Here is a 24,406-nt window from a genome sequence, read left to right on the forward strand (position 1 = left end):
TTCGGGCACCGCGCGTTGCGTTCCTCGTCTCGTCGGATCCTGCGTGCGGCGCTGCTCGCCTGCCTGCCGGGAGCGATGGCCTGCAGCATCCCCCTCTCGACGAGCGAGGCCGGCCCCACGAACGCCTGCGGCAGCTCGGCCGACTGCGGCGCGGGCGCGGCGTGCGCGGAGGTCGGCGGGCAGCGCGCGTGCGTCTCGACAAGCGCGCAGCTCGATGGGCTCATCCTCGAAGTCCGGCCGCGCCCCTCGCAGGAGCTCGGCGCGGAGGTCTCCCACCTCCTCGACGTCGACGCGGGCGGCAGCTTCTCGCCGCACGACGCCGGCGGGCAGGTGCGGTCCCTGGATCTCGACATCCCCGCGCCCGCGCGCGTGCAGGCCACGCTGCGCATGGGCGGCTCCTACTGCGGTCGCCTCGCCGGCGGGCAATTCCCTGTGCGGGTCGAGCTCCGGCGCGTCGCGCCCGTCGTGGGGCTGCCCGCGCAGAGCTACTCGACGTTCTCGCAGCCGGACGGCGCCGACGGCCAGACGTTCCAGATCGCGGTCCCCACCGGCGACTACCACATCTACCTGGTTCCGCAGGCGCACAGCGAGTGCACCGACGACATCCCCCCGCCGATCTTCCTGCCGAGCCAGTCGATCCCCGAGGTGTGGAAGCTCGGCGTCAACGCCGAGGCGCCTGCCGTGCTGCAGGGCAGCCTGCAGGTGCCGGGGGGCATGCGCGTCGACGGCTGGAGGCTCGACCTCGTCGACCCGATCACCGGCAGCGTCATCTCCCAGGTCGATCTCCTCGAGCAGCGCGATCCCGGCCAGCCGGGGACGGCGACGCAGGTCGGCTTCAGCGTGAAGTTCCACTGGGACGGCAAGGGAAATAGCCCGCTCGTCCGGCTGCGTCCGAGGGATGGAGTGCCGCGGCCGACCGTCTACTGGGAGCTCGCCTCGATCGCGCTCCAGGGGTCCACGGGGAACCTGGATCTCTCGCTGCTTCAGCTCGACGCCGTGGCGCGCCGGGTGGAAGGCCAGACGGTCGACGCGAAGGGCAACCCGGTGCTCTCCGCCGTCCGCATCCAGAGCGCGGACATCGAGCGGGCGCCGAACGCCGCCTACAAGCTGGACACCGAGACGGACGCGGAGGGGCTGTTCCGGGCCGACCTCCCGCCGGGCGAGTACGTCATCTTCGCGCAGCCGATCAACGACACCACGAAGGCCACGGCCATGCGGTCGCTCAAGTTCCCCGCCGGCGAGGACTGTTACTGCGGCCAGTCGGTCGACATCCCGGAGGCCGGGACGCTGCGCGGCCGTGTCCAGGGGCCCGCGGGCGAGCTGATGGACGGCGCGGGCGTGTTCGCGGTCCCGTCGCCCGGCGAGGTCAAGACCTACCTCGGCAAGGTGCTCAGCACCGAGCCGCTGCTCCCCCGGCAGGCGTCCGGGGTCCTGCGCAACGGCGCGTTCTCCCTCGGCGCCGACCCGGGGGAGTTCGACTTCTCGGTCCGGCCGACGCCGGGCTCGACCTACCCGTGGCTCGTGAGGCCGCGCCTCGCGGTCTCCGCGGACGGCGCCGCGGTCACCGAGCTCGAGCTCACCATGCCGTACCCGGCCGTGCTCCAGGGCGTCGTCCGCGACGCGTCGGGCGCCCCGCTCGGCGACGCCACGGTCGTGGCCTGGCTCCCGGTCCCGAGCGACGCAGCGCAGGAGGCGGCCTCGCGGGTCATCCAGATCGGCGAGACCCGGTCGGCGCCCGACGGCTCCTACGTCCTGCCGCTCCCCCCGTCGACGTCCAGGTGAAGTCGGAGCGAAAAAGGGCGGTACCAGCCCAGCGCGGAGCGAGATAGGCTAGCGCCCGTGGCGCAGCCGACGCGCGGTGGGACATCGGAGCCTTCAACAGAGGATGGCCTGACGCGCGCGCCTCCTCTGCGAGCCGAGCCTGGGCAGCGCCCCGAGGAGGGGCGTGCGGGCGAGACCTCGCTCCCGTCGGCGCAGGAGCTCGCTGTCGCGCTTCACGAGGTCTCCAATGCGCTCACGGTCATCGTGGGCTGCATCGAGCGGGCGCAGGGCGAGCAAGGCCCCGAGCTGAGCCGCGCGCTCGGCGTCGCCGCGTCGCGCGCGCGGGACGCGCGCCGCCTGATCCGGCGGGCGATCGGCGCCGACGCGGAGGGGCGTCCGACCGAGGACGGCGAGGTCGCGTCGAGGCCGATGGGGGAGCCGGCGCGCTCGCTCGGCGACGTCATCGACGACGCCGTGACCGGGCTCATCCCCGAGGCGCGCCGCTCGGCGATCGCGCTCCGCGCCGCGCTCGATCCTGCTGTCGCGCGCACCTCCGTGCGCAACGGCGCCGCGGTGGTGCAGATCCTGACGAACCTGCTGCTCAACGCCGTGGCGCTCTCGCCGCGCGGCTCTGCGGTGCGCGTGGACGCGAGGCTCGACGGCGCCTCGGTGATCGTCGGCGTGGCCGATCAGGGGCCCGGCGTCCCGCCGTCGCGCCGCGCGACGCTGTTGAGCTCCGGCGTCTCGACGCGCCCTGGCGGCGCGGGTATCGGCCTCCGCCACTCCGCCGCGCTGGCCAGCGAGGCGGGCGGCGCTCTCGCGCTCGTCCCGTCCGACGAGGGCGCCCGCTTCGAGCTGCGCTGGCCCATCGAGGGCGCTGCGCGGGGCGACAGCGCGTCGTCCGCCGCGGAGGTCGACGACGAGCCGCCGGTGCCGCGCAGCATGACGTCGCCGGTCTCCGGGGCGGTCCTCGACGGCATCCGGATCCTTGTTGTCGAGGACGACGACGCGGTGGTGGATCTGCTCGACACCGCGCTGACGGCGCGCGGCGCGAGCATCGTCAGCGTGCAGAGCGCGGTGGAGCTCCCGGGGGCGCTCGCCTCCGGGCCGTTCCAGGCTGCGCTGCTCGACATCTCGCCGATCGAGCAGGACGTCCTCGGCACCGTCTCTGCCGTGCGCAGCGCCAACCCTGACGTGCGGCTCGTGGTGATGTCCGGCAGCGCCGGCGCCGCGCCGCTCCCGGCCAACAGCGGCGTGTCCTGGGTGCGCAAGCCGTTCGAGATCCGCGAGATCGTCGAGGCGCTCGTCCGCTGAGGCGACGCGCGGGCGCGCGCGAAGGGCGGCATTCGCGATGAGCGGGAGGAGGGGCGAGGTGCGGCGCCGACGCGGGCGTCCGCGCCGCGCGGTGACAGGCGGGACCGGCGGAACCGGCGGGCGGTCAGCCCCGGCCGTGATTCGCCGCGGCGCGCGCCGTTCGCGGCGCGTGCGGACGCGTGCGGCGACGACGTCGTGTCACGAGATCGAGAGGATTAGCTTGACTTCCCTGGCCGGCTGGGTAGGTTCCGTCCCACAAACGCGCTCGCGAAGGTGGCGGAATTGGCAGACGCACTAGCTTGAGGTGCTAGCGGGTAACACCGTGGGGGTTCAAGTCCCCCCCTTCGCACTGACTTCTGAATCGATCGAGATTCTGAACAACCCATGAGCGAGACAGGGAACCCCCCTCGCTCCTCTCGCCACGCATCAAGTCTCCGCAGCCGCTGACTCTATCTCGCGGTCCATCTCGGACCTGCGAGCTCTTGACGAGCGGCTCTGGGCGTAAGCGTTCGTCGCGCGCACGCTGCGTTGAACACGCGCCGCGCTCGTAGCGCTGCACCGGCGCTCGTCTGACGAGCTGCCTCCTCTGGCCCGGGTCCAGCCGGCCTGTCCCTTCCTTCACGCGCGCCCGCGCGTCACGCGTCACGAGCCGCCGCCGGCGTCGCGCGCGGTCGTGCGGTACTTCGGCCGAATGCGCGGTATTTCGGGAACCGCCAAGGCGCCAAGGACGCCAAGAAATCTCAATCATCTGGCGTTCTTGGCGCCTTGGCGGTTCGATCCTCTGCGGCGCTGTCTGCAGTAAGTTCGCGCGACGCGCGCCCGCCCACCGCCCTCGTCCCGCGCCCGCCGCCGCCCCGCAGCCCGCTCCCCCGCGCCCGCCCCCGGGCGCCGCGCGGTCAGCTCGCCAGCGGCAGCGAGAAGTGGATCGTCGTCCCTCGCCCCGGGGTGCTCTCGACCGCGACGGTCCCGTGGTGCGCCTCGACGATGCCGCGCGCGATGTACAGGCCGAGCCCTGCGCCGGTGCGCGACTCCTGCGAGGCCTTCCAGTAGCGATCGAACAGGTGCGGCTGATGCTCGGGCGGGATGCCCGGGCCCGTGTCCGCCACCGAGAAGCGCGCCTGATCGGCCACCCGGCAGAGCGACACGCTGACGACCCCGCCCTTCGGCGTGAACTTCAGCGCGTTGCCGAGCAGGTTCGAGAAGACCTGCAGCACGCGATCCCGATCGGCGAGGACCTCCAGCCCCGCGTCCATCGGCCCCTGCGTCACCCGGCAGCCCTTCGCCTCCGCGAGCGACGCCGCCGCCTCGAGCGCCTCGCGGACGAGCGCACCGCCCCGCTCCACCCGCGGCGACACGACGAGCCGCCCCGCCTCGATGCGCGAGGCGTCGAGCAGATCCTCGATCAGCCGCGTCATGCGCTGGATCCCGCGGTCCATCCGGTCGACGAGCTGCACGGCGTCGTCCTCCTCGCCGTCCTGACGCTGGAGCAGATCGCTCCGCAGCAGCGACGCCGTGATCGCGATCGTGTTCAGCGGGTTCCGGAGGTCGTGCGACACGATCGCCAGAAGATCGTCCCGGGCGCGCGTCGCGGCCTGCGCCTCGTTGTACAGCCGCGCGTTCTCGAGGGCGACCGACGCCGACTGCGCGAGCTGCGTGAGCAGCACCTCGTCGCTCTCAACGAACGGGCCGTCGCGCCGATCGAGGAGCTGGATGCTGCCGATGCACTGGCCGTCCCGCCCGCGCAGCGGCGCCGCGAGCAGCGAGCGCGGGTGGAGCTCCGCCGGCGCGCGCGAGAGCACGTCGGCGCACGTGGGATCGCTCGCGATCTCCTCGTCCGTCAGCCGGACGCTCGTGCTCCTCCGCTCGATCAGGCCGAGCGCGATCTCGCGCAGCGCCTCGCGGTCCTCCCGCGCGGCGTACTCCTCCGAGAGTGAGATGCCCGTCAGCGACCGCTGCGTCACGCCCCGCGCGGCCAGCCGCGCGACCGCGACGTTCGCGTCGAGCAGCGCGCGCGCCTCGTCCGTTGTGCGCTGGATCAGCTCGTTCAGCGACAGCGACCTGTGGATGCGCAGCGTCGCCTCCGTGAGCTGCGCGAGCTGGTTCGCGTGGCGCGCGAGCGCCCGGCGCGCCTCGTCCTCGCGGCGCTCCGCCTCGTTCAGCCGGAGCACGTAGCGCAGGCTCTGCACGAGCCGCTCCGGCGTCAGCAGGTTCTTCGGCACGTAGTCGGCCGCGCCCCGCTTCATCAGATCGACGGCCAGCGACTCGTCCCCCTGACCGGTCAGCATGATGAACGGCGCCGTGAGCTTCGCCTTGCGCGCCGCCTCGATCACCGCGAGCCCGTCGCCCCCGGGCAGGTAAAAATCGAGCAGCACGCAGTCGATCTGCTGCTCGTACAGCACCGCGAGCGCAGAATCGACCGAATCGGCCTCCCTGATCTCGGCGTCGACGCGGCCGCTCCGCAGCGCTCGCAGGATCGCGATCCGGTCGACCGTGTCGTCGTCGACGACCAGGAGACGAACCGACCTATGGCTCAAGGCATCTCCACGAGCGTCCAGTACCGGTTCAGTGCCGTCATCAGCTCGACGAAGCTCAGGAAAGTGACCGGCTTGAGCAGGTAGCCCGCGACGTTCAGGTCGTACGCGTCGACCTTGTCGCGATCGTCGTTCGACGTCGTCAGCACGACGACGGGCGTCGCCCGCAGCGAGGCGTCGGAGCGGAGCTCGCGGAGGAACTCGATGCCGTTCATCCGGGGCATGTTCAGGTCGAGGAGGACGAGACGGCGGTCCCGCGGCACCTGGGTGCCGCGCAGCAGATCGAGGCCCTCGACGCCGTCGCCAGCCACCCAGAGCGGGTTCGTGATCTTGCCCCTCTCGAACGCCCTCCGGACGTTCATCACGTCGACGGTGTCGTCCTCGACCAGGATAATATTCAGGATTTTACCGTCCATCCTCGTCCTCGCTCAGGGGCAAACGCTGGCCCGTCGATAGCACACGAGAGCTACGCTGCACGCTACGCAGGGCGATGGCGACGGAGCTGGAGGCCGGCTCACTTGTTTCCGGGGACGGAGACACCGCATACGGCCTGCTGCGCACCGGAGCCGGCCGCGGCTCACTCGGGTCTCCACGAGCTCCGCTCCGGCCACAGCCCGTTCCGGCACCGTCGACGTTACCGCGGGCAGCTGGCGCCGGGAAGAGCCGAGTGAGCCGGGGGCGGCAAGGGTGGGCTCCGGGGGCACCCTTGTCCACCTGGCCGCCCCGGCGCGACACGTCGCGCACGCGCGGCCCGCGGGCGCGGCCGGGGTCCTACGGCCAGCTTCCGCGGTTGCCCGCGCGGCCGACGAGGTGCGCCACCGCCGTGACAAGGCTGTTCGGCTCGATGGGCTTCGCCAGGTGCATCTGGAAGCCGGCGGCGATCGCCTGGCGGCGATCCTCCACGCGCGTGTACGCGGTCAGCGCGAGCGCCGGGATGCCGCTCGCGGGCACCTCGGCCCCGAGCGCGCGCAGCCGCCGCATCATCGCGTAGCCGTCCTCGCCCGGCATGCCGATGTCGCTCACCAGCACGTCGAACTCGCCCCCGCGGAGCGCCTCGAGCGCCGCGCCGGCCGAGGCGGCCTCGCGCACCGTCGCGCCCGCGCGCACGAAGATGATGCCGAGCAGCTCGCGGGCGTCGGTCTCGTCGTCGACGACGAGGACGCGGATGCCCTCGAGCACGCGGCGCGCCGCGCCCCCCGGCGCGTCGCTGCCCCGGCGCTGCGGGGACGGCAGCGCCGGGTGCGCCTCGGCGCGGATAGGCAGCCGGACCCGGAAGCGCGCGCCCTTGCCCTCCCCGTCGCTCTCGGCGTGCACCGTGCCGCCCTGCGCCTCGGCCAGGTGCCGCACGATCGCGAGGCCGAGCCCCAGCCCGCCGTGCGCCCGCGTCACCCCGCCGTCCGCCTGGCGGAACCGCTCGAACAGGAACGGCAGGAAGCTCTTCGGGATGCCCTCGCCGTTGTCCTCGACCTCGACCTCGAGCATCGCGTCGACCCGCCGCGCCCCGACCCGGACCTGGCCCCCGGACGGCGTGAACTTCACCGCGTTCGTGAGCAGGTTCCACACGATCTGCTGCAGCCTGTCGGCGTCGCCGAGGAAGATGCCCACGTCGTCGACGACCCACGCGTGGACCGTGACCCCCTTCGCCAGCGCCGTCGGTCGCACCAGATCGAGCGCCGTGGCGAGCACCTGCCGCACGTCGACCGGATCGGTCCGGAGCTGCAGCTTGCCCGCGATGATCGTCGACGCGTCGAGGATGTCCTCGATGAGCTGCGACTGCGCCTTCGCGTTGCGCTCGATCGTGGAGAGCCCCCGCTCGAGCGACTCGGTGTCCACCTCGCCCGTGCGGAGGATCCGCGCCCAGCCGAGGATCGACTGGAGCGGCGTCCGGAGCTCGTGCGACACCGTCGCGAGGAACTCGTCCTTGAGCCGGTTGAGCTGCTCGGCGTGCAGGCGCGCCCGCTGCTCCTGATCGAGGAGCTGCGTGCGCTCGGCCTCGGTGCGCTTCTGCTCGGTGATGTCGTGGAACGAGATGCCCACGCCGTCGCCCAGCGCGACCGCGATGGCCCGGAACGTCTGCGGGGCGCCCTCGTGGGCGCAGAAGATCTCGACCCGGGCGGCCTCCCCGGTCTCCACCACGCGGGCGTACGTGTCGAAGCCGCTCGCGAGCGCGCTGCCCGGCATCTCCACCGACAGCCGCTTGCCCTCGAGATCCTTGCCCCGGCCGCCCACGATCGGCCCGGTCGCCGGGTTGACGTAGACCCACTCGAAATCGGAGATCGCCCCCGACGCGTCGCGCACGCTGCGCAGGATCATGAACCCGTCCGGCGACGCCTCCTGCACGGTGCGGAACCGCGCCTCGCTCGCCCGGAGCGCCTGCTCGATCGACTTCCGCTCCGTGATGTCCGTCGCCGTGCAGGTGATGCCGATGATCTCGCACGCGTCGTCGGTCAGCGGCTCGATCGAGATGTCGAGGTACTGCGTGCGCCCGCCGACGTGCAGCGCGATCTCGCGGCGCTGGCCGACCCCGCTGGAGAGCACCTCGCGCTTGATCCGGTCGAGCGATCGCGCCGCCTCGGGATCCTCCAGCACCTCCGCGTCGGTCTTGCCGAGCACCTCGCGCTCGGACTTGCCGAAGCCGTTGTGCATCCACGTGTAGCGGAGCTCCCGATCCTGGTTGAACACCATGACCGGCGACCCCCGGAGCGCCTTGCGGAAGCGCTCCTCGTTGAGCCGGAGCGCCTGCTCGGCGCGCAGGCGCTGGGCCACGCTCTGCTGGAGCTCGAGCGCGAGGCGCTCGGCCTTCTTCCGCGCGCCGATCTGCTCGGTCACCTCGAAGGCCGTCACCATGACGCCCTCGACGGCGTCGCTCACGTCGCGCACCGGCTTGCACAGGACGTTGTACAGCCGCTCCACGAGCTCGCCGGTCCAGTGCGCGATCCGCACCGGCATCTCGTTCGCCACGCTCGGATTGCCGGTGGTCATCGCCGCCTCGAGCTGCGCGTGCAGCGGCTGCCCGCGCAGCTCCGGCACCGCCTCGACGAGCGGCTTGCCGAGGAGATCGTCGCGGCCGACCATCTGACAGAAGAGCGGGTTCGCGAGCTCGAACACGAGATCGGCGCCCTTGAGCAGGCAGATGGGCGCGGGCGCGTGCGCGAGCAGCGAGCCGCTCCTGCCCCGCTCGAGCTCGACGCGCTTGCGCTCGGTCTCGAGCGCCGCGAGCTGCAGCCGCGTGTGCTCGGTGACCGCCCTGGCGACGCCCGCGTCGAGCCGGTCGAGCAGCGCCTCCAGCTCGCCCAGCGTCGGCGTGACCCCCGCCTCCTGGAGCTCGCGGAGGATCGAGCGGCGGAGCACCCCGTACTCGCGGACCATCACGTCCAGCTCGAACCCCTCCTCCCAGCGCACCTCGCCGTGCTCGCGCGCCGCCTCGTCGCCGCCGCGGGTCGACGCGCCGTTCTCCAGGCCGGCGGCCACCTCGTCCAGGAAGCTGGGCAGCGCGTTGATGATGAGCGGCTTCGGCATGTCTCGTACGGCCGCGCTTCGCCTGCGCAGCTCGCCGACGAACCGCTCGATGATGGCCTCGCGGCGGGACCTGATGAGCGTGGGGAGCGGAGTCGTCATGATCGGGTCGCTCGCGACGTGGGCTCCATGTGGGCAGACATCCCCTTCAGGAGCCCGAGCCGCGACCGGCGAGCGGTCCTGGGCGACCTGGGCCGCGGCTGGCATCAGCGAGCACGACATATTCGGCGAGCTGGCCGAGCGCCACAAGGCGCCCCGCCAGCGCAGCCCGCGCGCCGCCGACCAGGCGACCGCCGCCCCGACGGGGGTGCCGCCCCGCGCCTTGCGTCGAGGTCGGCCTCGACACGGGGGTTTGGCAGGTCGCGACTTCGGCTCCTCGCGCACAGGCATGGACCCGAGCAAGCGTTGTGCCGAGCTCGTCCGCCGTGGAACCACGGCGCTGTGCGCCGCGCGCCGTCACGGATGAGGCGATTTGCCGCAGCTCCTCCAGCCGGAGGCGGCGTGCAGCGGCGAGCGGAGCGGGCTGTCGCCCGTCGCTGCGCCCAGCCGCGTTGGTGAACAGGGGACGTCGGCGGCACGGCGGCTGCAACATGGTTTGGTGGAACCACTGGAACACCAGATCACCCGATCAGGAGGTTATCATGCTCAGCTGGAGTGTTGCGTTCTTTATCATCGCGATCATCGCTGCCATCTTCGGCTTCGGCGGCATCGCCGCGAGCGCCGCCTCGGTGGCGAAGCTGCTCTTCGTCATCTTTCTTGTGCTGGCCGTCGTCTCCCTCGCGCTCGGCCGCCGCGTCCCGAGGTGAAGCGCCCACTCCGATCCTCGCGCGCCCCTGGGCTCCTGTCCCACAAGAGCCCACGGGGGCGCGGGCGCCCCGACGTGCCGAGTCGCCCCCCGCGCTCCCCCGGCGCACCTCCCTCTCGTCCCTGCTGAAAGCTCCACTCATCCAGGCGAGCTCGCCGCCTCGAACCGGGATGTCCGTCGCAGCGGACTCCAGGATCTTCGCGGCCGGCGCCACGAGCGAGACCTCATAACGCATCGCGTTATCGTCTGTCGCCGCGACGCTGGCAGCGCCCGCTCGCACGTACGCGCGGGCCACGATCGAGGCGATTTGTCTCGCGAGGACGAGCGATCTCCGCGGTCCCGGGTGGCACGCCGGTCGCAATACCCCCGTGCAGACCCCATCCCGGGCGCCGAGAGGCCCACCCCGGAGAGCTTCGATGGGGGCTCTCGTGTCGTGCCCGGCGCTCGCTCGGGCCCGAGGTCGAGCCTCAACCGCAGACCGGAGGATACAAGTCATGAAGATCGTCCGTACGTTCCTTCCCATCGCCGTTGTCGTGAGCGCCTTCGCGGCCGGGTGCGATTCCCCCTCGAACGCGCAGGCCCAGGCCGAGCGCGCGCAGGTGGAGGCGCAGGAAAAGGCCGCGGAGGTCGCCAGCGAGCTCGACAAGAAGGTCGCGGAGATCGACCAGCGCGCCGAGCGGGAGACCGACAAGGCGCTCCGCGAGGCCGCGAAGGAGCTCAACGAGGCGGCCCTCGAGGCGCAAGACAAGACCGCGGAGGCCCAGGAGGAGCTCTCGAAGGCGCGCGACGACGCGCGCACGTCGATGACGCGCAAGGTGGAGGACCTCGAGAAGGACGTCGCCGAGCTCCGCGCCAGGATGGAGAAGAAGCTGTCCAAGGCCGAGGCCGACAAGCTCATGAAGGACATCCAGGACAAGTCGGAGGCCGTCCGCAGGAGCCTGCGCGACCTCGACGCGGCGACGAGCACGAACCTGGATCAGGTGAAGAAGGGCGTCTCGGAGCGCGTGGACGAGCTCGACCGCGCCATCCAGGAGGCGAAGCGGCGCGTCTGATGCATCCGATGTAAAAGCCGCGGTCCTGACCCGGAGAGCGCTTCAACAACAGGAGGATACGATGGAGAACCAGAAGGCCACCCAGCAGAGCCAGTCGACGGACCTCGAGGGCGAGGGCAACCACACGGCGGACCGCCGTTACCGCGAGGGCGTGGAGAGGTCGGTGAAGGGCGGCAAGATCGAGGAGAACGCGGAGGAGGCCGCCCGCGCGCTCGACGGCCCCGAGGGCGACGAGCTGCGCGAGGCCCAGGAAGCCACGCGGCGCGGTCGGCCGAGCTGACAAGGCGAGCCGGCGATGATCCGCGAGCTTCGCTGCAAGTCGTGTGGCCGCACGTACATCTATGTGTCGACGGCGGCCACGCCCTGCCGGGCCTGCGGCTCGGCGCTCCAGGAGGTGGAGCTCGAGCGCGGCGTCTACGAGCTCGCCTCGGACGACGCGAGGAGCGCCGCCTCGCCCGCGCCGTCCGCGCCGTCGAGCGCGGCGGACAAGATGGTCCCCGAGGATCTCGGCTACGGCGAGTCCCACGGCTACGGGCCCGGCCACGGCGGCCCCACGGGCCCAGGCGACGCGCCCGCGCCCGCGCCCGCGACAAGCCCCTGAGCTTCACGCACCGGTCGTCGCGCGCTCCGATCTCCCTCGACCGGAGCGCGCGGGGTCGCGGCCACGCCGCGGAGGCAGCCCCGTCGGCGGGGGCAATCCGCGCCGACGCGCGGGCCGTCAGGCGGCCGTCGCCGTGCGCTGCGGGGCACGCGTCGCGCCGTGGGTGCGGCGGGAGTGGGCGATGAGCGCCTCGAAGAGCTCCAGCATCTGCTGGCCGAGCCGCTCGTTCATCTCGTCGGTCAGCTCCGCCTCGATGCAGGGCACGAGCTCCTGCTCCTCCTCCTCGATGTGGTGCATGACGAGGTCTCGTAGCGCCGTGAGCCTGGCCCTGAAGCTCGGGTCGTCCGGCGTCGTGCTCACGACGCGGCGGATCTCGAACCGCGCGACCGTGTGCTCCTCGCAGGCACCGCCGACGAGATCAGGCTCGATCGCGAGCAGCTCCGGGAAGAGCACCACCTGCTCGGCGAGCATGTGGGCGAGCAGGTGCTTTGTGAGTTCGTCCGTCACCCGCCGGACATCGCCGACCCCCGACAGGGCCAGCTCGAACAGCCTCTCGGCTTCGCGGTGTTGCCCCTTCAAGAGCTGTGTCGCTTTCATGCATTCTTCTCCCGGAAGCGTGATGTTGAGGTGTCGAGACGGGGCGAGGAGCCTTGTTGTCGCCGCGCGGCCCGCTCAGGCGGCCGCGTCGATCGCGAGGCGCGCGAGGCCCCGCAGCGGCTCGCCGCGGGGGCCCTCGAGCGAGAAGGTGATCGCGCTGGTGCCGCGCAGCTCGCGCAGCGTCAGCGACAGGCCCGCGAGCTCGAGCGCCGCAGGGGCCTGCGGGTCCGAGCCCGGGCAGAGCACGACGCGCTTGACGCCCGGGAGCGCGCCGAGCACCGCGCGAAGAAGGGAGGACCGGGGCGCGAGCTTCGTCGCCGACGACGTCGCGACGAACACGGCGGTGCTCACGTCCCCGAGGCGCCGGAGCTGCTCTTGCAGCCGCGACTGGAACATCGATGCGTGCTCGTCCGGGAGCTGAACCACCGTCTGGACATCGCGCACCTGCGCGGTCAGCCACTCCGCGCACTCCGTCCAGGAAGCGCCGGACTCGGCAATGACAACGCACGTCTCGTCCCGACGCTCACCCATCCGCCCCCTGTTTTTCATCGGCACAAGTTTTAGCAAGCGCCGTGCCGTGCAGGATCATTCAGGGCAGAACAGACGCCGGAAACTGAACATGGACCTCGATGTGGAATTTCGCCTCTGAGCCGGCTCGGACGGACCCGACAGTTCGGTGAAACGAGGCGATCATGCCAACATCGGCACACGTCCGCGCCGCGTCATGTCCAGTTCCAGACAGGCACCTGGTTGTTTCATGCCTCGCCGGGCGCGCGCACATCGCATGGAGTCCCGCGAATTCGTTCTTCCCCCTGGCGCGCCTTGCCGGCCTCGGTCTCATCCGCCCTGCCGCGCCGGCGAGAGGCAACGCGGCGGTGTCCTCCGCCGCGGCGCTTCATCTGCCGCCTGCGATGCGCCGCGGCTGCGGCCTGCGATGCGCCGCGGCTCCTCTCCGCGCCTCCCTCGCGCGCCTCTGGTGTGCGCGAGGGAGGCGCACCAGACGCGCGCGAGGGAGGCGCGCGTCGCTCGCCAGCAACGAGGCGCGCGGCGTGCATTCCAGGGCGGGGTGCTGCCGATCTGTGGAAATCCAGGCTGTGCGTAAAGCTTCCAGGACCTGGGGAGGTCCGGAGCCGGCGCCGCCCCACGGGCCGCTCGACCGACGGCGCACCGGCGCTGCGGCAGACGACCCGGCGCCTTCATGGTTGGGGCAAGAACGCGCACCTGTGGCGAAACGTCACGCGAGAGAACGCAAGGATGAGAGCGCCCCGGGCTTGATGGCCGGAGGTCTCCGTGGCACGTTCCCTGCAACTGCAGGCAGCGGTCGACCTATAGAGCTGCCGGGGAAGGACACGCGATGAGCGGCAGGATACTCGTCGTCGATGACGACGAAGCGACGTGCGATCTAGTCGAAGCCCTCCTCAAGAGGCAGGAGTTCTCCGTTGCGGCGCGCACCTCGGCCAAGAGCGCGCTCGAGCTCGTGAGCGAGGACGACTTCGACGTCGTGCTGACCGACGTCGGCATGAGCGAGATGAGCGGCCTCGAGCTCTGCGAGCGCATTCTGGGCGCCCGGCCCGACATGCTCGTCATCGTCATGACGGCGCTCGGGAGCATGGAGACAGCGATCTCCTCGATGCGCGCCGGGGCGTTCGACTTCGTCACGAAGCCCCTCGACTCGAACCTCCTCGGGCTCACGGTCTCGCGCGCCGTCCAGCACCGGCGCCTCCGCTCCGAGGTGAAGCGGCTGCGTGAGGCGGCCCACGACGTCCAGCAGACCAAGGGGCTGGTCGGGCGCAGCCCCGCGATGAAGCGCGTGTACGACCTGATCGGCCGCGTGGCGCGGAGCGACGCCTCCGTCCTCGTGCACGGCGAGACAGGCACCGGCAAGGAGCTCATCGCGCGGGCGATCCACGAGGCCAGCGGCCGCCCCGGCCCCTTCGTTGCGGTCAACTGCGCCGCGGTGCCCCAGGCGCTCCTCGAGAGCGAGCTGTTCGGCCACGCGCGCGGCGCCTTCACCGACGCGAAGACCCAGCGCACCGGCCTGTTCCTGGAGGCGAGCGGCGGCACCATCTTCCTCGACGAGATCGGCGAGATGCCGCTCGAGGTGCAGCCGAAGCTGCTCCGCGCCCTCCAGGAGCGGAAGGTGCGGCCGGTCGGGTCGAACGCCGAGATCCCCTTCGACGCGCGCATCGTGACGGCGACGAACCGCGACCTCGAGACCGAGGTGTACGAGAAGCGGTTCCGCGAGGACCTCTATTACCGGGTCAACGTCGTGAAGATCGACCTGCCGCCGCTGCGCGAGCGCGGGACCGACGTGCTCCACCTGGCGATGCACTTCCTCGAGAAGTTCTCGTCGCGCAGCGGCAAGGGCGTGCTCTCGCTCTCGACCGCGGCCGCCGAGAAGCTCACCGCGTACAACTGGCCGGGCAACGTGCGCGAGCTGGAGAACAGCATCGAGCGCGCCGTGGCGCTCGCCCGCTTCGAGCAGATCACCGTCGAGGATCTCCCGGAGAAGGTCCAGGCCTACCGGCCCGACCGCTTCGTCGTCGCCGTCGACGAGCCCGCGGAGATCATGACGATGGATGAGCTCGAGAAGCGCTACATCAAGCGCGTGCTCGCGCTCGTCGGGGGCAACAAGTCGCGCGCGGCCCAGATGCTCGGGTTCGACCGGCGGACGCTCTACCGCAAGCTGGAGCGCTACGGCGAGCAGGATGGATCGGGCGGGGACGAGGGCCCAGACAAGGACAAGGCCGCCTCTTCGCCCGGATCGGCGAGCTCTTCTCTGAGCTGAATGAGGCGGGTGAGGCGTAACGAATGACGCAAAAGGCGCTGCCCGAGTCGGTCTACAAGCTGTTCGCCCGGACGGGCCACGATGTCCGCGGGCCCGCTGGCGTCGTGGCCGGCGCCCTCGACGAGCTGGAGCTCGCCCTCGGGGGCGAGACCACCGCACGGAACGCCGTGTACTTCACCATGGCGCGGCGGGGCGTGCGCCGCCTGCTGCGCCTGGCCGACCGCTACACCGCCGCGTCCGAGCTGGCGCGGCAGCTCGACACCCCGGTGCAGCCGCTCGACCTGGAGGCGCTCGTGCGCCAGGCCGTCTCGGAGGCGTCGTTCGTCTATGGCCGTCGCCAGGTCTCGGTGGCGCTCGATCTCGCGCCGCTGCGCGGCTTCGCGCACGCGACCTCGATGACGGCGGCGCTCGCGGACGCGCTCATGCTCGCCCTGCGCGCCGCCCGCGCGCGGGTCTCCGTGGAGCTCACGGCCCACGGCGACAGGGCGCGCGTCGTGCTCACGAGCGACGCGGACACGACCTCGGTGGAGGAGCTGTTCCAGGCCGCGCTCGCGCCGGACTCGGATCCGCTCGACGAGGGCGCGCTGCCCGTCCGGGTGATCGACGGCGTGCTCCGGGCGCACGGCGGCACGGCGCGGGTCGAGCGCGTCGGCGCGGAGACGCGCATCACCCTGGAGTGGCCGCTGAACGAGGCGGATCGCAAGGCAGGTGCCCGATGAGCGCAGATCTTCCCCTGGTGCTCGTGCTCGACGACGACGACGACACGTCGGCGCTGCTCGGCATGGCGCTCCGCCGCCGCGGCTTCCGCGTCGTCGTGGCGCGCTCGTGCGAGGAGGGGCGCGCGCGGCTCGCCGACAGCGCGATCGACGCCCTCGTGACGGACGTGTCGCTCCCGGATGGCAGCGGCATCGAGCTCGTCGCGTCGACCGAGAGCAGGCCGCGCGCCATCGTCGTCGTGAGCGGCTTCGGCGGCGACGACGACCGCGAGAAGAGCCGGGCGGCCGGGGCGCACGCGCACCTCGTCAAGCCGGTCGACGTGGCGGGGCTCGTGTCCACGCTGAACCAGCTGCTCGGGCGGCAGAGCTGATCACTTCTCGACGGACGCGTAGAACGAGACGCCCCTGCGGTTCTCGTCGAGGCGCAGCGGGTGCTGCAGCGCCGGCAGCGCGCGCTGGGCGCAGTCGAGGCGCTCGCAGGTCCGGCACGTGACGCCGACCGGGACGGCCGCGCCGATGTTGTCGAGGTCGACGCCGTCGGCGTAGACGAGCTCGCGGGCGTAGCGCACGTCGCAGCCCATGCCGATCGACTGCACCGTGTGCGGCACGTGGTAGCCGCCGCGGTCGCTGCGCACGGTGCGCGCGATACAGAAGTAGACGGCGCCGTCGGGCATCTGCGAGAGCTGGATCCGGATCATGCCGGGCGTCATCAGCGCGGCGTGGACGTTCCAGCGGGGGCACGCGCCGCTGAACCGCGCGAAGCGGATGCCCGAGCCGCTGAAGCGCTTCGAGATGTTGCCCGCGATGTCGATGCGGACCATGTGCATCGGCACCCCTTCCGCGCCGGGGCGGCGCAGCGTCGTCAGCCGGTGGCACACCTGCTCGAAGCTCGTGCCGAAGCGGTGCGCGAGCAGCTCGATGTCGTAGCGCTCGGTGCGCGCCGCCTCGAGGAACGGCTGGTACGGCATCAGGATCGCGGCGGCGAAGTAGTTGGCCAGCGCGACGCGGGCGAGCGCGCGGGACTCCGGGGTCGTCAGGTTCTCGTCGCGCAGGATGCGGTCGATGGCCGCCGACTGCGTGAGCAGCCCGAGCTGGTGCGCGAGCTGGAACCGGCGGCTCCGGGGCGGCAGCACCTCGGAGATGCTGAGCACCCGCCTGTCCGGGTCGTAGCGCCGCATCGCCTGGCGCTCGTCCGCGACGCGGACGATGCGCACCTCGATGCCCCGCGTCGCGTGGAGGTACCGGACGAGCCCGCGATAGACGTCATCCGCGTCGAGCTCCGCCTCCCGCCAGAGCGCCTCGGCGCCCTCCTCGAGCTCCGGGAAGTGGTTCATCCGGCGCTGGATCAGATCGCTCACCTCCTCCGACGGCAGGCGCGAGTTGTCCACCGCGACGAACCCGTCGCCCGCCAGCCGTTCCCCCATCGTGGCCAGCGATTCCCGGGTCGTCGCGTACGAGCGGTACAGCGTGAGCACCGCGCGCGCGACGTTCGGGGACGCCGCCACGAGCTCGCGCAGATCCGCGTTCGTCAGCCCGTGGCTCTCGAAGATGGGGTCGCCGAACACCTCGTGGAGGTCGGCGGTGAGCCGGACATCCTCTTCGGACGCGAAGTTCTGGAGATCGAGCTGGAATATCTGGGCGAGCCGGATGAGAAGTGGCGCTGTCAACGGACGGCGGTTGTTCTCTATGAGGTTCAGGTAGCTCGCCGAGACGCCAAGGCGCTCCGCCAGATCGACCTGCGTCATGTGCTCGCGACGCCGCAGCGCGCGGACCTTGGCCCCGAGAAGCGGTGCATCGGCCATGGAAACCCTCCCGAACGTAGACGAGCCTACTGAGCCGCCACCTGGATGAGGCAGCTCGCCACGCTAGAAATTTACAATAGTTTACACGTTGACCGCGTGTAAAGGCCTTTCGTCGACATCCTTATCCGCCTGCATTTCAGAGCGAAGTTGACGCTGAAACCCCGTCGACAAACATAGCTTGCTTGTAACGACGCGCAGCGTTGCAGGAGATGTGGATGAGCCAGAATCACGAGACGAACCTCAGGCTGCTCGCTCCCAGGGTCGCGGGCGACGACGCTGTCCTCACGCCAGAGGCCCTTCGCTTCCTGGCGAGCCTGGGACGGAAGTTCGCCGACCGGGTGCCGGGCCTGCTCGCCCGCCGGCGCGAGGTGCAGGCGCGGCTCGACGCGGGCGAGAGGTTCGAATTCCTCGGCGAAACGAGGAATGTGCGCGAGGGCGACTGGACGGTCGCGCCGCTGCCCGCGGATCTCCTCGACCGGCGCGTGGAGATCACCGGCCCTGTCGATCCAAAGATGATCATCAACGCGCTGAACTCCGGCGCGAGCGTGTTCATGGCGGACTTCGAGGACGCCACCTCGCCCACCTGGAAGAACCTCATCGAGGGGCAGGCGGCGCTGAAGCTCGCGGCGCGGCGCGAGCTCCGCCACGAGGACCCGGCCACGGGCAAGCGATACGCCCTCAACGACAGGCTGGCGACCCTGCTCGTGCGGCCGCGCGGCTGGCACCTCTGGGAGAAGCACGTCGAGCTCGACGGAAAGCCGCTGCCGGGCGGGCTCTTCGATTTCGGGCTCTTCTTTTCCCACAATGCGCGCGAGCTCGTCCGCCGCGGTACGGGGCCGTACTTCTACCTCCCGAAGATGGAGAGTCACCTGGAGGCGCGGCTCTGGAACGATGTGTTCCTCTTCGCGCAGGAATCGCTCGGCCTGCCCGCCGGCACGATCAAGGCGACCGTCCTCATCGAGACGCTGCCCGCGGCGTTCGAGATGGATGAGATCCTGTACGAGCTCCGGCAGCACTCGGCCGGGCTCAACTGCGGTCGCTGGGATTACATCTTCAGCTTCATCAAGAGGCTCCGGAACGACCCGGCCTGCGTGATGCCGGACCGCTCGCTGGTGACGATGGAGCAGCACTTCCTGCGCTCGTACACCCAGCTGCTCGTGAAGACGTGCCACCGCCGCGGGGTCCACGCGATGGGCGGCATGGCCGCGCAGATCCCGATCAAGAGCGACCCCGAGGCGAACCGCGCGGCGCTCGAGAAGGTGCGCGCGGACAAGCTGCGCGAGGTGAAGGACGGGCACGACGGCACCTGGGTCGCGCACCCGGGGCTCGTGCCGCTCGCGCGCGAGGTGTTCGACGCGCACATGCCCGGCCCGAACCAGATCGAGAAGAAGCGCGAGGACGTCCGCGTCACGGCGGCCGACCTGCTGAAGGTCCCGTCCGGGGCGCGCACCGAGGCCGGCCTCCGCCACAACATCCGCGTCGGCGTCCAGTACCTCGAGGCCTGGATCAGCGGGCTCGGCTGCGTGCCGCTCTACAACCTGATGGAGGATGCGGCCACCGCGGAGATCTCGCGCACGCAGGTCTGGCAATGGATTCGCCACCAGGCGACGCTGGACGACGGCAAGCCGCTCACCGTGGAGCGCTTCCGCGCGGCGGTCGACGGCGAGATGGCCGCCCTGCGCGGCGCGCTCGGCGAGGCGCGCTTCGACGGAGGCCGCTTCGCCGAGGCGCGCGCGCTGTTCGAGCGGCTGTCGGTCGGGGACGACTTCGAGGAGTTCCTGACGTTGCCCGCCTATGAGCTCCTGATCACGAGGGCCGAAGAGCAGCGCTCGTGACGATCATCTCACCTGCTTTGATGTCAACACAGCGGCCGGTGCCGCCCGTCACCCCAACACGCTAGGAGCACAGTCATGTCCGCTGCTTTCCCGTTGAACACGCCCATCTCCGCCGATTCCCTCCACGCGACGACGAGCGACGTCGCCCCCGGCCGATGGAGCGGGATCGTCCGCCCGTACTCCGAGGCCGACGTCGCGCGGCTCCGCGGCACCGTCCGCATCGATTACACGCTCGCGACGCTCGGGGCGAAGCGGCTCTGGAACCTGATGCACAGCGAGCCGTACGTGGCGGCGCTCGGCGCGCTCACCGGCAACCAGGCGATGCAGCAGGTGCGGGCCGGGCTCAAGGCGATCTACCTGAGCGGGTGGCAGGTGGCGGCCGACAACAACGAGGCCGGCACGATGTACCCCGACCAGAGCCTGTATCCCGCGAACAGCGTCCCGACGCTCGTGCGCCGCATCAACCAGGCGCTCCTCCGCGCCGACCAGATCGAGACCGCCGAGGGCAAGTCGGGGCGCTACTGGCTCGCCCCCATCATGGCGGACGCGGAGGCCGGCTTCGGCGGGCCGCTCAACGCCTTCGAGCTGATGAAGGCGATGATCGAGGCGGGCGCCGCGGGCGTGCACTTCGAGGACCAGCTCGCCTCCGAGAAGAAGTGCGGACACATGGGCGGCAAGGTCCTCGTCCCGACAAGCCAGTTCATCCGCACCCTCGTGGCGGCGCGCCTCGCCAGCGACGTCATGGGCGTGCCGACCGTCCTCGTCGCCCGCACCGACGCCGACAGCGCCAAGCTGATCACGTCCGACATCGACCCGCGCGACAGGCCGTTCGTCACCGGGGAGCGCACGCCCGAGGGCTTCTACGTGCTGAAGGGCGGCCTCGAGGCGGCCATCGCGCGCGGGCTCGCGTACGCGCCGTACGCCGATCTCGTCTGGTGCGAGACGTCGACGCCGGACCTCGACCAGGCGAGGCGCTTCGCCGAGGGGATCCACAAGCAGTTCCCGGGCAAGCTGCTCGCCTACAACTGCTCTCCGTCGTTCAACTGGAAGAAGCACCTCGACGACGCGACCATCGCGCGGTTCCAGCGCGAGCTCGGCGCCATGGGGTACAAGTTCCAGTTCGTCACCCTCGCCGGGTTCCACGCGCTGAACCACAGCATGTTCGAGCTCGCCCGGCAGTACCAGCGCCGCGGCATGTCGGCGTATTCCGAGCTCCAGCAGGCCGAGTTCGCCGGTGAGCAGTTCGGCTACAGCGCCACGCGCCACCAGCGCGAGGTCGGGACGGGCTACTTCGACGAGGTCGCCCAGGTGATCTCGGGCGGCCTGGCGTCGACGCTCGCCCTCCACGAGTCGACAGAGGCCGCCCAGTTCTGACCGCCCGCGCGGGCGCGCCGGCCCCGCCCGCGCGCCCCGCGGCCGCCCTGCCGGGCGCCTCGCCCGAAAGGACGCGCGCTCCCCGCGCTGCCGCGCTGCCGCCCTCCGCGCTGCCGCGCCCGTCCCCCCTCGCCAGGCCCGCCCCTGCTGCGCCTCCCCGCTCCGCCCCGCGCGGGGGCCGCGCGGCGCCCTCTCCACGGTGGTCCAGGGGGGGCCGTTCGAGTAGGCTCCGCTCGGGCGCCCGCGCCCGAGCCGAGGTGGAAAAGAGCTGTGACAACGCAGAGCCAGAGACCGAGCGACGCCGACAGCGGCGGCGCCGCGTCGAATTTCATCCGCAACATCATCTCCGAGGACCTCGCCGCAGGCAGACACAAGCGGGTCGTGACCCGGTTCCCGCCCGAGCCGAACGGCTATCTGCACATCGGACATGCGAAGTCCATCCTGCTCAATTTCGGGCTCGCGACCGAGTTCGGGGGCGCGTGCCACATGCGCTTCGACGACACGAACCCGGCGGCAGAGGACCTGGAGTACGTGGAGTCCATCCAGCGGGACGTGCGATGGCTCGGCGGCGACTGGGGCGATAACCTCTTCTTCGCGTCGGACTACTTCGAGCGGCTCTACGCGTTCGCGGTGGAGCTCATCAAGAAGGGCAAGGCGTACGTGTGCAGCCTCAGCGAGGCGGAGACCCGCGAGATGCGCGGCACCGTCACCGAGCCCGGGAGAGAGAGCCCCTACCGGAGCCGGTCGGTCGAGGAGAACCTGGACCTCTTCGCCCGCATGAGAGCAGGGGAGTTCCCGGAGGGCGCGCACGTGCTGCGGGCCAAGATCGACATGGCCGCTCCCAACATGAAGATGCGCGATCCGCCGATCTACCGCATCAAGCGCGCGCGCCATTACCGCACGGGCGACGCCTGGTGCATCTACCCGCTCTACGACTTCGCGCACAGCCTCTCCGACGCGATCGAGGGGATCACCCACTCGATATGCACGCTGGAGTTCGAGAACAACCGGGAGCTCTACGACTGGATCATCGATAACCTCGACGTCCCGTCCCGCCCCCGCCAGTACGAGTTCGCGCGGCTCAACCTGAACTACACGGTGATGAGCAAGCGGAAGCTGCTCGGGCTCGTGAAGGGCGGGTATGTGAGCGGCTGGGACGACCCGCGCATGCCCACCATCGCCGGCCTCCGGCGCCGCGGCGTGACGCCCGAGTCCATCCGCGCCTTCTGCGAGGAGATCGGCGTCGCCAAGACGAACAGCATGGTGGATATCGCGAAGTTCGAGTCGTGCGTCCGCGACGACCTGAACCTCCGCGCCCCGCGCGTCATGGCCGTGCTGCGCCCGCTCCGCGTCGTCCTCGAGAACTTCCCCGAGGGGCAGGTGGAAGAGATCGACGCGCCCTACTGGCCAGAGGACGTGCCCAAGCAGGGCTCCCGCAAGGTGCCCCTCTCCCGGGTCGTCTACATCGAGCGCGACGACTTCCTCGAGGACCCGCCGAAGAAATGGTTCCGGCTCGCGCCGGGGCAGCAGGTGCGGCTCCGGTATGCGGGGTTCATCACCTGCCGCGAGGTGGTGAGAGACCAGGCGACAGGGGAGGTGGTCGAGCTCCGCTGCACCTACGATCACCCCACGAAGGCAGGTGAGGCGCCCGGCGGCAAGAAGCCGAAGGGGACGCTTCACTGGGTGTCGGCCGCCCACGCGATCCCCGCGGAGGTCCGGCTCTACGACCGGCTCTTCGCGGTCGAGCGGCCCGACGCGGTGGAGGAAGGGAAGGATTTTCTGGAGAACCTGAATCCAGGTTCGCTGGTCACCCTGACCGGGTGTCGGGTGGAGCCGAGCCTGTCCACCATCGAGAAGGGGAGCCACGTCCAGTTCGAGCGGCAGGGGTTCTTCTTCGTGGATCCTGTCGACTCCGCGCCCGGGGCGCCCGTCTTCAACCGCACGGTGGCGCTCAAGGACTCGTGGTCGAAGCTCGCCGCGGAGAGGCCGGCGCCGGCGCCCGAGAGCGCGGCCGCGAGGCCCCAGCCGGCGAAGCCAAAGGGCGAGCGCGCGCCGATCGAGGAGCGGATCGCGCGGCTCGAGCCGGCGCGGGCCGAGAGGGCCAGACACCTCATCGACGCGCGGGGGATCCCCGGCGATGACGCGGTCGTCCTCGCCGAGGACGACGGCCTGCTCCGGCTGTTCGAGGAGGCCGTCGCCGTCCACGATAACCCGCGGAGCGCCGCCAACTGGGTCATCCACTCGATCTCGCGCGAGCTGAAGGACAGGAAGACAGGCGACCTTCCCTTCTCAGGTGCGCAGCTCGGCGAGCTTCTGGCGCTGATCGATGACGGGACGATTTCCGGAAAGATAGCGAAAGATGTCCTGGCTGAGATGCTGCAGCAGGGCGGTAGCCCGAAGGCCATCGTGGAACGCAGAGGGCTCCGGCAGGTCGCCGACGAGGGCGCCCTCGAGCGCATCGTCGACAAGGTCGTCGCCGCGCACTCCGCGGAGGTTTCCCGCTACCGCGCGGGCAACACGAAGCTGATCGGGTTCTTCGTCGGGCAGGTCATGAAGGCCTCCGGCGGCAAGGCGAACCCGGACCTGGTCAATGCGCTGCTGACCAGGAAGCTCTCGCAACCGGCGTAACCGCCATAACCGGCGTACCCGGCCTGACCGGCGTACCCGGCGCAACTCTCCCACCCACACGCTGTTTCGCTTCCTCCCCGACGCGGGGTGCGCGCGAGTGCTGCGCTCTGCGGATTCTCCCGCCCAGCACCTGACTACGTGATGCGTGTCACCGCAGTGTGCAGAAACATGTCCACGAAAATGTCCATAAAAAAATTGAATTCGAGATCGTCATTGGTGTAGATGAAATTAGGACTATGGAATCTGCACGCCAGTTCGCTCTCATCGCCTGCGTGGCTGTAGCGTCCTCGCAGGCCGCTTGTGTCGTGTCTACCGAGCTCGAGGGTGATGATGAGGTGGTGGCGGAGGTCCAGCAGGAGGTCGTCGTCCACAACGCGCTGACCCGCAACGCGCTGACCCGCAACGCGCTGACCCGCAACGCGCTGACCCGCAACGCGCTGACCCGTAACGCGCTCACCCGTAACGCCCTGATGGGCAATTCGTTCACCAAGGAGGCGCTCCGCGACCCGGAGTCGCGGGAGCTCCTCAGCTTCATCGTGAGCTGCGCGCTCCCCGAGGACGAGAGCTTCGAAGTGGAGGTCGGCCGCAAGTCCTACACCTTCCAGGGCGAGCTCGGCCTCGCGCCCGAGTGGGGCACGCGCCGGGGCTCGTGTGATGAAACGTGCCAGGAGTGGGTCTCCGCGTGCCTGCTCGCCCGCGTGAACCACCTCGGCGAGCACGTCACCATCTCGATCCGCGGCCAGAACGACGCGCTCTCGTCCACGAAGCGGGAGCGCGAGAGGTACGATGTGCCGGAGGCGACCTATTACGGCAACGTCTTCCTGGAGAATCAGCGCCGCTTCGCGTGCCTCGCGCCCGGGGAGAGGTCGATCCCGCGCGTCTGCGGGGACTCGCTCGACGACTGCGTCGTCGACGTCGTGGGCGATTGTAGCGATGTGTGCGACGGGCCACGGCACGACGGCAGCTTCCTGCATTGCCGCGATCGCGAGCCGCTCATCGAGCTGCCGTGCGGGACGCGCATCTTCCCGCCCCGGACCGATCGCTACAAGAGCTCGGTGACCGTCTTCCTCGAGTAAGCTCGAGCGG

The 24,406-nt window shown here is 70.8% G+C and carries 19 protein-coding genes and 1 tRNA gene; 14 read left to right on the forward strand and 6 right to left on the reverse strand.

What is annotated here, in order from left to right:
- Positions 1-75: 75 nt before the first annotated feature.
- The 3 genes from WMF24_RS46165 to WMF24_RS46175 all read left to right on the forward strand — a co-directional run bounded on the left by WMF24_RS46165 (position 76) and on the right by WMF24_RS46175 (position 3,424).
- The gene (locus tag WMF24_RS46165) at positions 76-1,782 is read left to right on the forward strand and encodes a carboxypeptidase-like regulatory domain-containing protein (RefSeq protein ID WP_437733862.1); all 1,707 of its coding nucleotides are present in this window, start codon (positions 76-78) and stop codon (positions 1,780-1,782) included.
- A gap of 57 nt (positions 1,783-1,839) precedes the next feature.
- Complete coding sequence (locus WMF24_RS46170; RefSeq protein WP_437733863.1) at positions 1,840-3,075, forward strand: ATP-binding protein; 1,236 nt, start codon at positions 1,840-1,842, stop codon at positions 3,073-3,075.
- A gap of 267 nt (positions 3,076-3,342) precedes the next feature.
- Positions 3,343-3,424 (forward strand) — tRNA-Leu (locus tag WMF24_RS46175).
- A 547-nt stretch (positions 3,425-3,971) separates the two neighbouring features.
- On the opposite strand, the gene WMF24_RS46180 is transcribed toward WMF24_RS46175, so the two are convergent.
- From WMF24_RS46180 to WMF24_RS46190, 3 genes are all read right to left on the reverse strand, one after another.
- Positions 3,972-5,609 (reverse strand): ATP-binding protein, encoded by a 1,638-nt coding sequence (locus tag WMF24_RS46180; protein WP_437733864.1) that lies wholly within the window; start codon positions 5,607-5,609, stop codon positions 3,972-3,974.
- Entirely contained in the window at positions 5,606-6,022 is a 417-nt protein-coding gene (locus WMF24_RS46185) for a response regulator (protein WP_061606753.1), read from the reverse strand. The genes WMF24_RS46180 and WMF24_RS46185 overlap by 4 nt, the downstream gene beginning before the upstream one ends.
- Before the next feature lie 355 nt (positions 6,023-6,377).
- The gene (locus WMF24_RS46190) at positions 6,378-9,224 is read right to left on the reverse strand and encodes a PAS domain-containing hybrid sensor histidine kinase/response regulator (RefSeq protein ID WP_437733865.1); all 2,847 of its coding nucleotides are present in this window, start codon (positions 9,222-9,224) and stop codon (positions 6,378-6,380) included.
- A gap of 539 nt (positions 9,225-9,763) precedes the next feature.
- On the opposite strand from WMF24_RS46190, the gene WMF24_RS46195 reads away from it, so the two are divergent.
- From WMF24_RS46195 to WMF24_RS46210, 4 genes are all read left to right on the forward strand, one after another.
- Complete coding sequence (locus WMF24_RS46195; RefSeq protein WP_437733866.1) at positions 9,764-9,928, forward strand: DUF1328 family protein; 165 nt, start codon at positions 9,764-9,766, stop codon at positions 9,926-9,928.
- Positions 9,929-10,421: 493 nt separating this feature from the next.
- Positions 10,422-10,979: a hypothetical protein gene (locus tag WMF24_RS46200; protein ID WP_437733867.1), complete on the forward strand. Its 558-nt coding sequence runs from the start codon at positions 10,422-10,424 to the stop codon at positions 10,977-10,979.
- Between the two features lie 61 nt (positions 10,980-11,040).
- The gene (locus tag WMF24_RS46205; RefSeq protein ID WP_437733868.1) at positions 11,041-11,259 is read left to right on the forward strand and encodes a hypothetical protein; all 219 of its coding nucleotides are present in this window, start codon (positions 11,041-11,043) and stop codon (positions 11,257-11,259) included.
- Positions 11,260-11,274: 15 nt separating this feature from the next.
- A complete protein-coding gene (locus tag WMF24_RS46210) occupies positions 11,275-11,580 on the forward strand; it encodes a hypothetical protein (RefSeq protein ID WP_437733869.1) in 306 nt (101 codons plus the stop codon).
- Between the two features lie 117 nt (positions 11,581-11,697).
- On the opposite strand, the gene WMF24_RS46215 is transcribed toward WMF24_RS46210, so the two are convergent.
- Together WMF24_RS46215 and WMF24_RS46220 are read right to left on the reverse strand one after the other, a co-directional pair.
- Positions 11,698-12,177, reverse strand: a complete 480-nt coding sequence (locus tag WMF24_RS46215; protein ID WP_437733870.1) for a hemerythrin domain-containing protein — start codon at positions 12,175-12,177, stop codon at positions 11,698-11,700.
- Between the two features lie 75 nt (positions 12,178-12,252).
- On the reverse strand, positions 12,253-12,708 hold the full coding sequence (locus tag WMF24_RS46220) for a hypothetical protein (protein WP_437733871.1): 456 nt from the start codon (positions 12,706-12,708) through the stop codon (positions 12,253-12,255).
- Between the two features lie 823 nt (positions 12,709-13,531).
- Here WMF24_RS46220 and WMF24_RS46225 point away from each other — a divergent pair.
- From WMF24_RS46225 to WMF24_RS46235, 3 genes are read left to right on the forward strand one after another with little or no spacing between them, the layout of a single operon-like run.
- Entirely contained in the window at positions 13,532-14,965 is a 1,434-nt protein-coding gene (locus WMF24_RS46225; RefSeq protein ID WP_437733872.1) for a sigma-54-dependent transcriptional regulator, read from the forward strand.
- Between the two features lie 23 nt (positions 14,966-14,988).
- Complete coding sequence (locus tag WMF24_RS46230) at positions 14,989-15,684, forward strand: histidine kinase (RefSeq protein WP_437733873.1); 696 nt, start codon at positions 14,989-14,991, stop codon at positions 15,682-15,684.
- Positions 15,681-16,052 (forward strand): response regulator, encoded by a 372-nt coding sequence (locus WMF24_RS46235; RefSeq protein WP_437733874.1) that lies wholly within the window; start codon positions 15,681-15,683, stop codon positions 16,050-16,052. Before WMF24_RS46230 ends, WMF24_RS46235 begins: the two co-directional genes overlap by 4 nt.
- Here the strand turns inward: WMF24_RS46235 and WMF24_RS46240 are convergent, their stop codons facing one another.
- A complete protein-coding gene (locus WMF24_RS46240; RefSeq protein ID WP_437733875.1) occupies positions 16,053-17,483 on the reverse strand; it encodes a helix-turn-helix domain-containing protein in 1,431 nt (476 codons plus the stop codon). It abuts the gene before it with no gap.
- Between the two features lie 215 nt (positions 17,484-17,698).
- Between WMF24_RS46240 and aceB the strand changes: the two genes are divergently transcribed.
- From aceB to WMF24_RS46260, 4 genes are all read left to right on the forward strand, one after another.
- The gene (aceB, locus tag WMF24_RS46245) at positions 17,699-19,318 is read left to right on the forward strand and encodes a malate synthase A (RefSeq protein ID WP_437733876.1); all 1,620 of its coding nucleotides are present in this window, start codon (positions 17,699-17,701) and stop codon (positions 19,316-19,318) included.
- 75 nt (positions 19,319-19,393) lie between these two features.
- Complete coding sequence (gene aceA / locus WMF24_RS46250; protein WP_437733877.1) at positions 19,394-20,692, forward strand: isocitrate lyase; 1,299 nt, start codon at positions 19,394-19,396, stop codon at positions 20,690-20,692.
- A 270-nt stretch (positions 20,693-20,962) separates the two neighbouring features.
- On the forward strand, positions 20,963-23,320 hold the full coding sequence (locus WMF24_RS46255) for a glutamine--tRNA ligase/YqeY domain fusion protein (protein ID WP_437733878.1): 2,358 nt from the start codon (positions 20,963-20,965) through the stop codon (positions 23,318-23,320).
- A gap of 305 nt (positions 23,321-23,625) precedes the next feature.
- The gene (locus WMF24_RS46260) at positions 23,626-24,396 is read left to right on the forward strand and encodes a hypothetical protein (RefSeq protein WP_437733879.1); all 771 of its coding nucleotides are present in this window, start codon (positions 23,626-23,628) and stop codon (positions 24,394-24,396) included.
- Positions 24,397-24,406 lie beyond the last annotated feature (10 nt).

Source organism: Sorangium sp. So ce1335 (genome assembly GCF_051521615.1).
GTDB lineage: Bacteria > Myxococcota_A > Polyangia > Polyangiales > Polyangiaceae > Sorangium.

Coding starts and splice junctions, on each gene's coding strand:
- WMF24_RS46165 (WP_437733862.1), top strand. CDS start 76: ATGGCCTGCAGCATCCCCCTCTCGACGAGCGAGGCCGGCCCCACGAAC.
- WMF24_RS46185 (WP_061606753.1), bottom strand. CDS start 6,022: ATGGACGGTAAAATCCTGAATATTATCCTGGTCGAGGACGACACCGTC.
- WMF24_RS46190 (WP_437733865.1), bottom strand. CDS start 9,224: ATGACGACTCCGCTCCCCACGCTCATCAGGTCCCGCCGCGAGGCCATC.
- WMF24_RS46195 (WP_437733866.1), top strand. CDS start 9,764: ATGCTCAGCTGGAGTGTTGCGTTCTTTATCATCGCGATCATCGCTGCC.
- WMF24_RS46200 (WP_437733867.1), top strand. CDS start 10,422: ATGAAGATCGTCCGTACGTTCCTTCCCATCGCCGTTGTCGTGAGCGCC.
- WMF24_RS46205 (WP_437733868.1), top strand. CDS start 11,041: ATGGAGAACCAGAAGGCCACCCAGCAGAGCCAGTCGACGGACCTCGAG.
- WMF24_RS46210 (WP_437733869.1), top strand. CDS start 11,275: ATGATCCGCGAGCTTCGCTGCAAGTCGTGTGGCCGCACGTACATCTAT.
- WMF24_RS46215 (WP_437733870.1), bottom strand. CDS start 12,177: ATGAAAGCGACACAGCTCTTGAAGGGGCAACACCGCGAAGCCGAGAGG.
- WMF24_RS46220 (WP_437733871.1), bottom strand. CDS start 12,708: ATGGGTGAGCGTCGGGACGAGACGTGCGTTGTCATTGCCGAGTCCGGC.
- WMF24_RS46225 (WP_437733872.1), top strand. CDS start 13,532: ATGAGCGGCAGGATACTCGTCGTCGATGACGACGAAGCGACGTGCGAT.
- WMF24_RS46230 (WP_437733873.1), top strand. CDS start 14,989: ATGACGCAAAAGGCGCTGCCCGAGTCGGTCTACAAGCTGTTCGCCCGG.
- WMF24_RS46235 (WP_437733874.1), top strand. CDS start 15,681: ATGAGCGCAGATCTTCCCCTGGTGCTCGTGCTCGACGACGACGACGAC.
- WMF24_RS46240 (WP_437733875.1), bottom strand. CDS start 17,483: ATGGCCGATGCACCGCTTCTCGGGGCCAAGGTCCGCGCGCTGCGGCGT.
- aceB (WP_437733876.1), top strand. CDS start 17,699: ATGAGCCAGAATCACGAGACGAACCTCAGGCTGCTCGCTCCCAGGGTC.
- aceA (WP_437733877.1), top strand. CDS start 19,394: ATGTCCGCTGCTTTCCCGTTGAACACGCCCATCTCCGCCGATTCCCTC.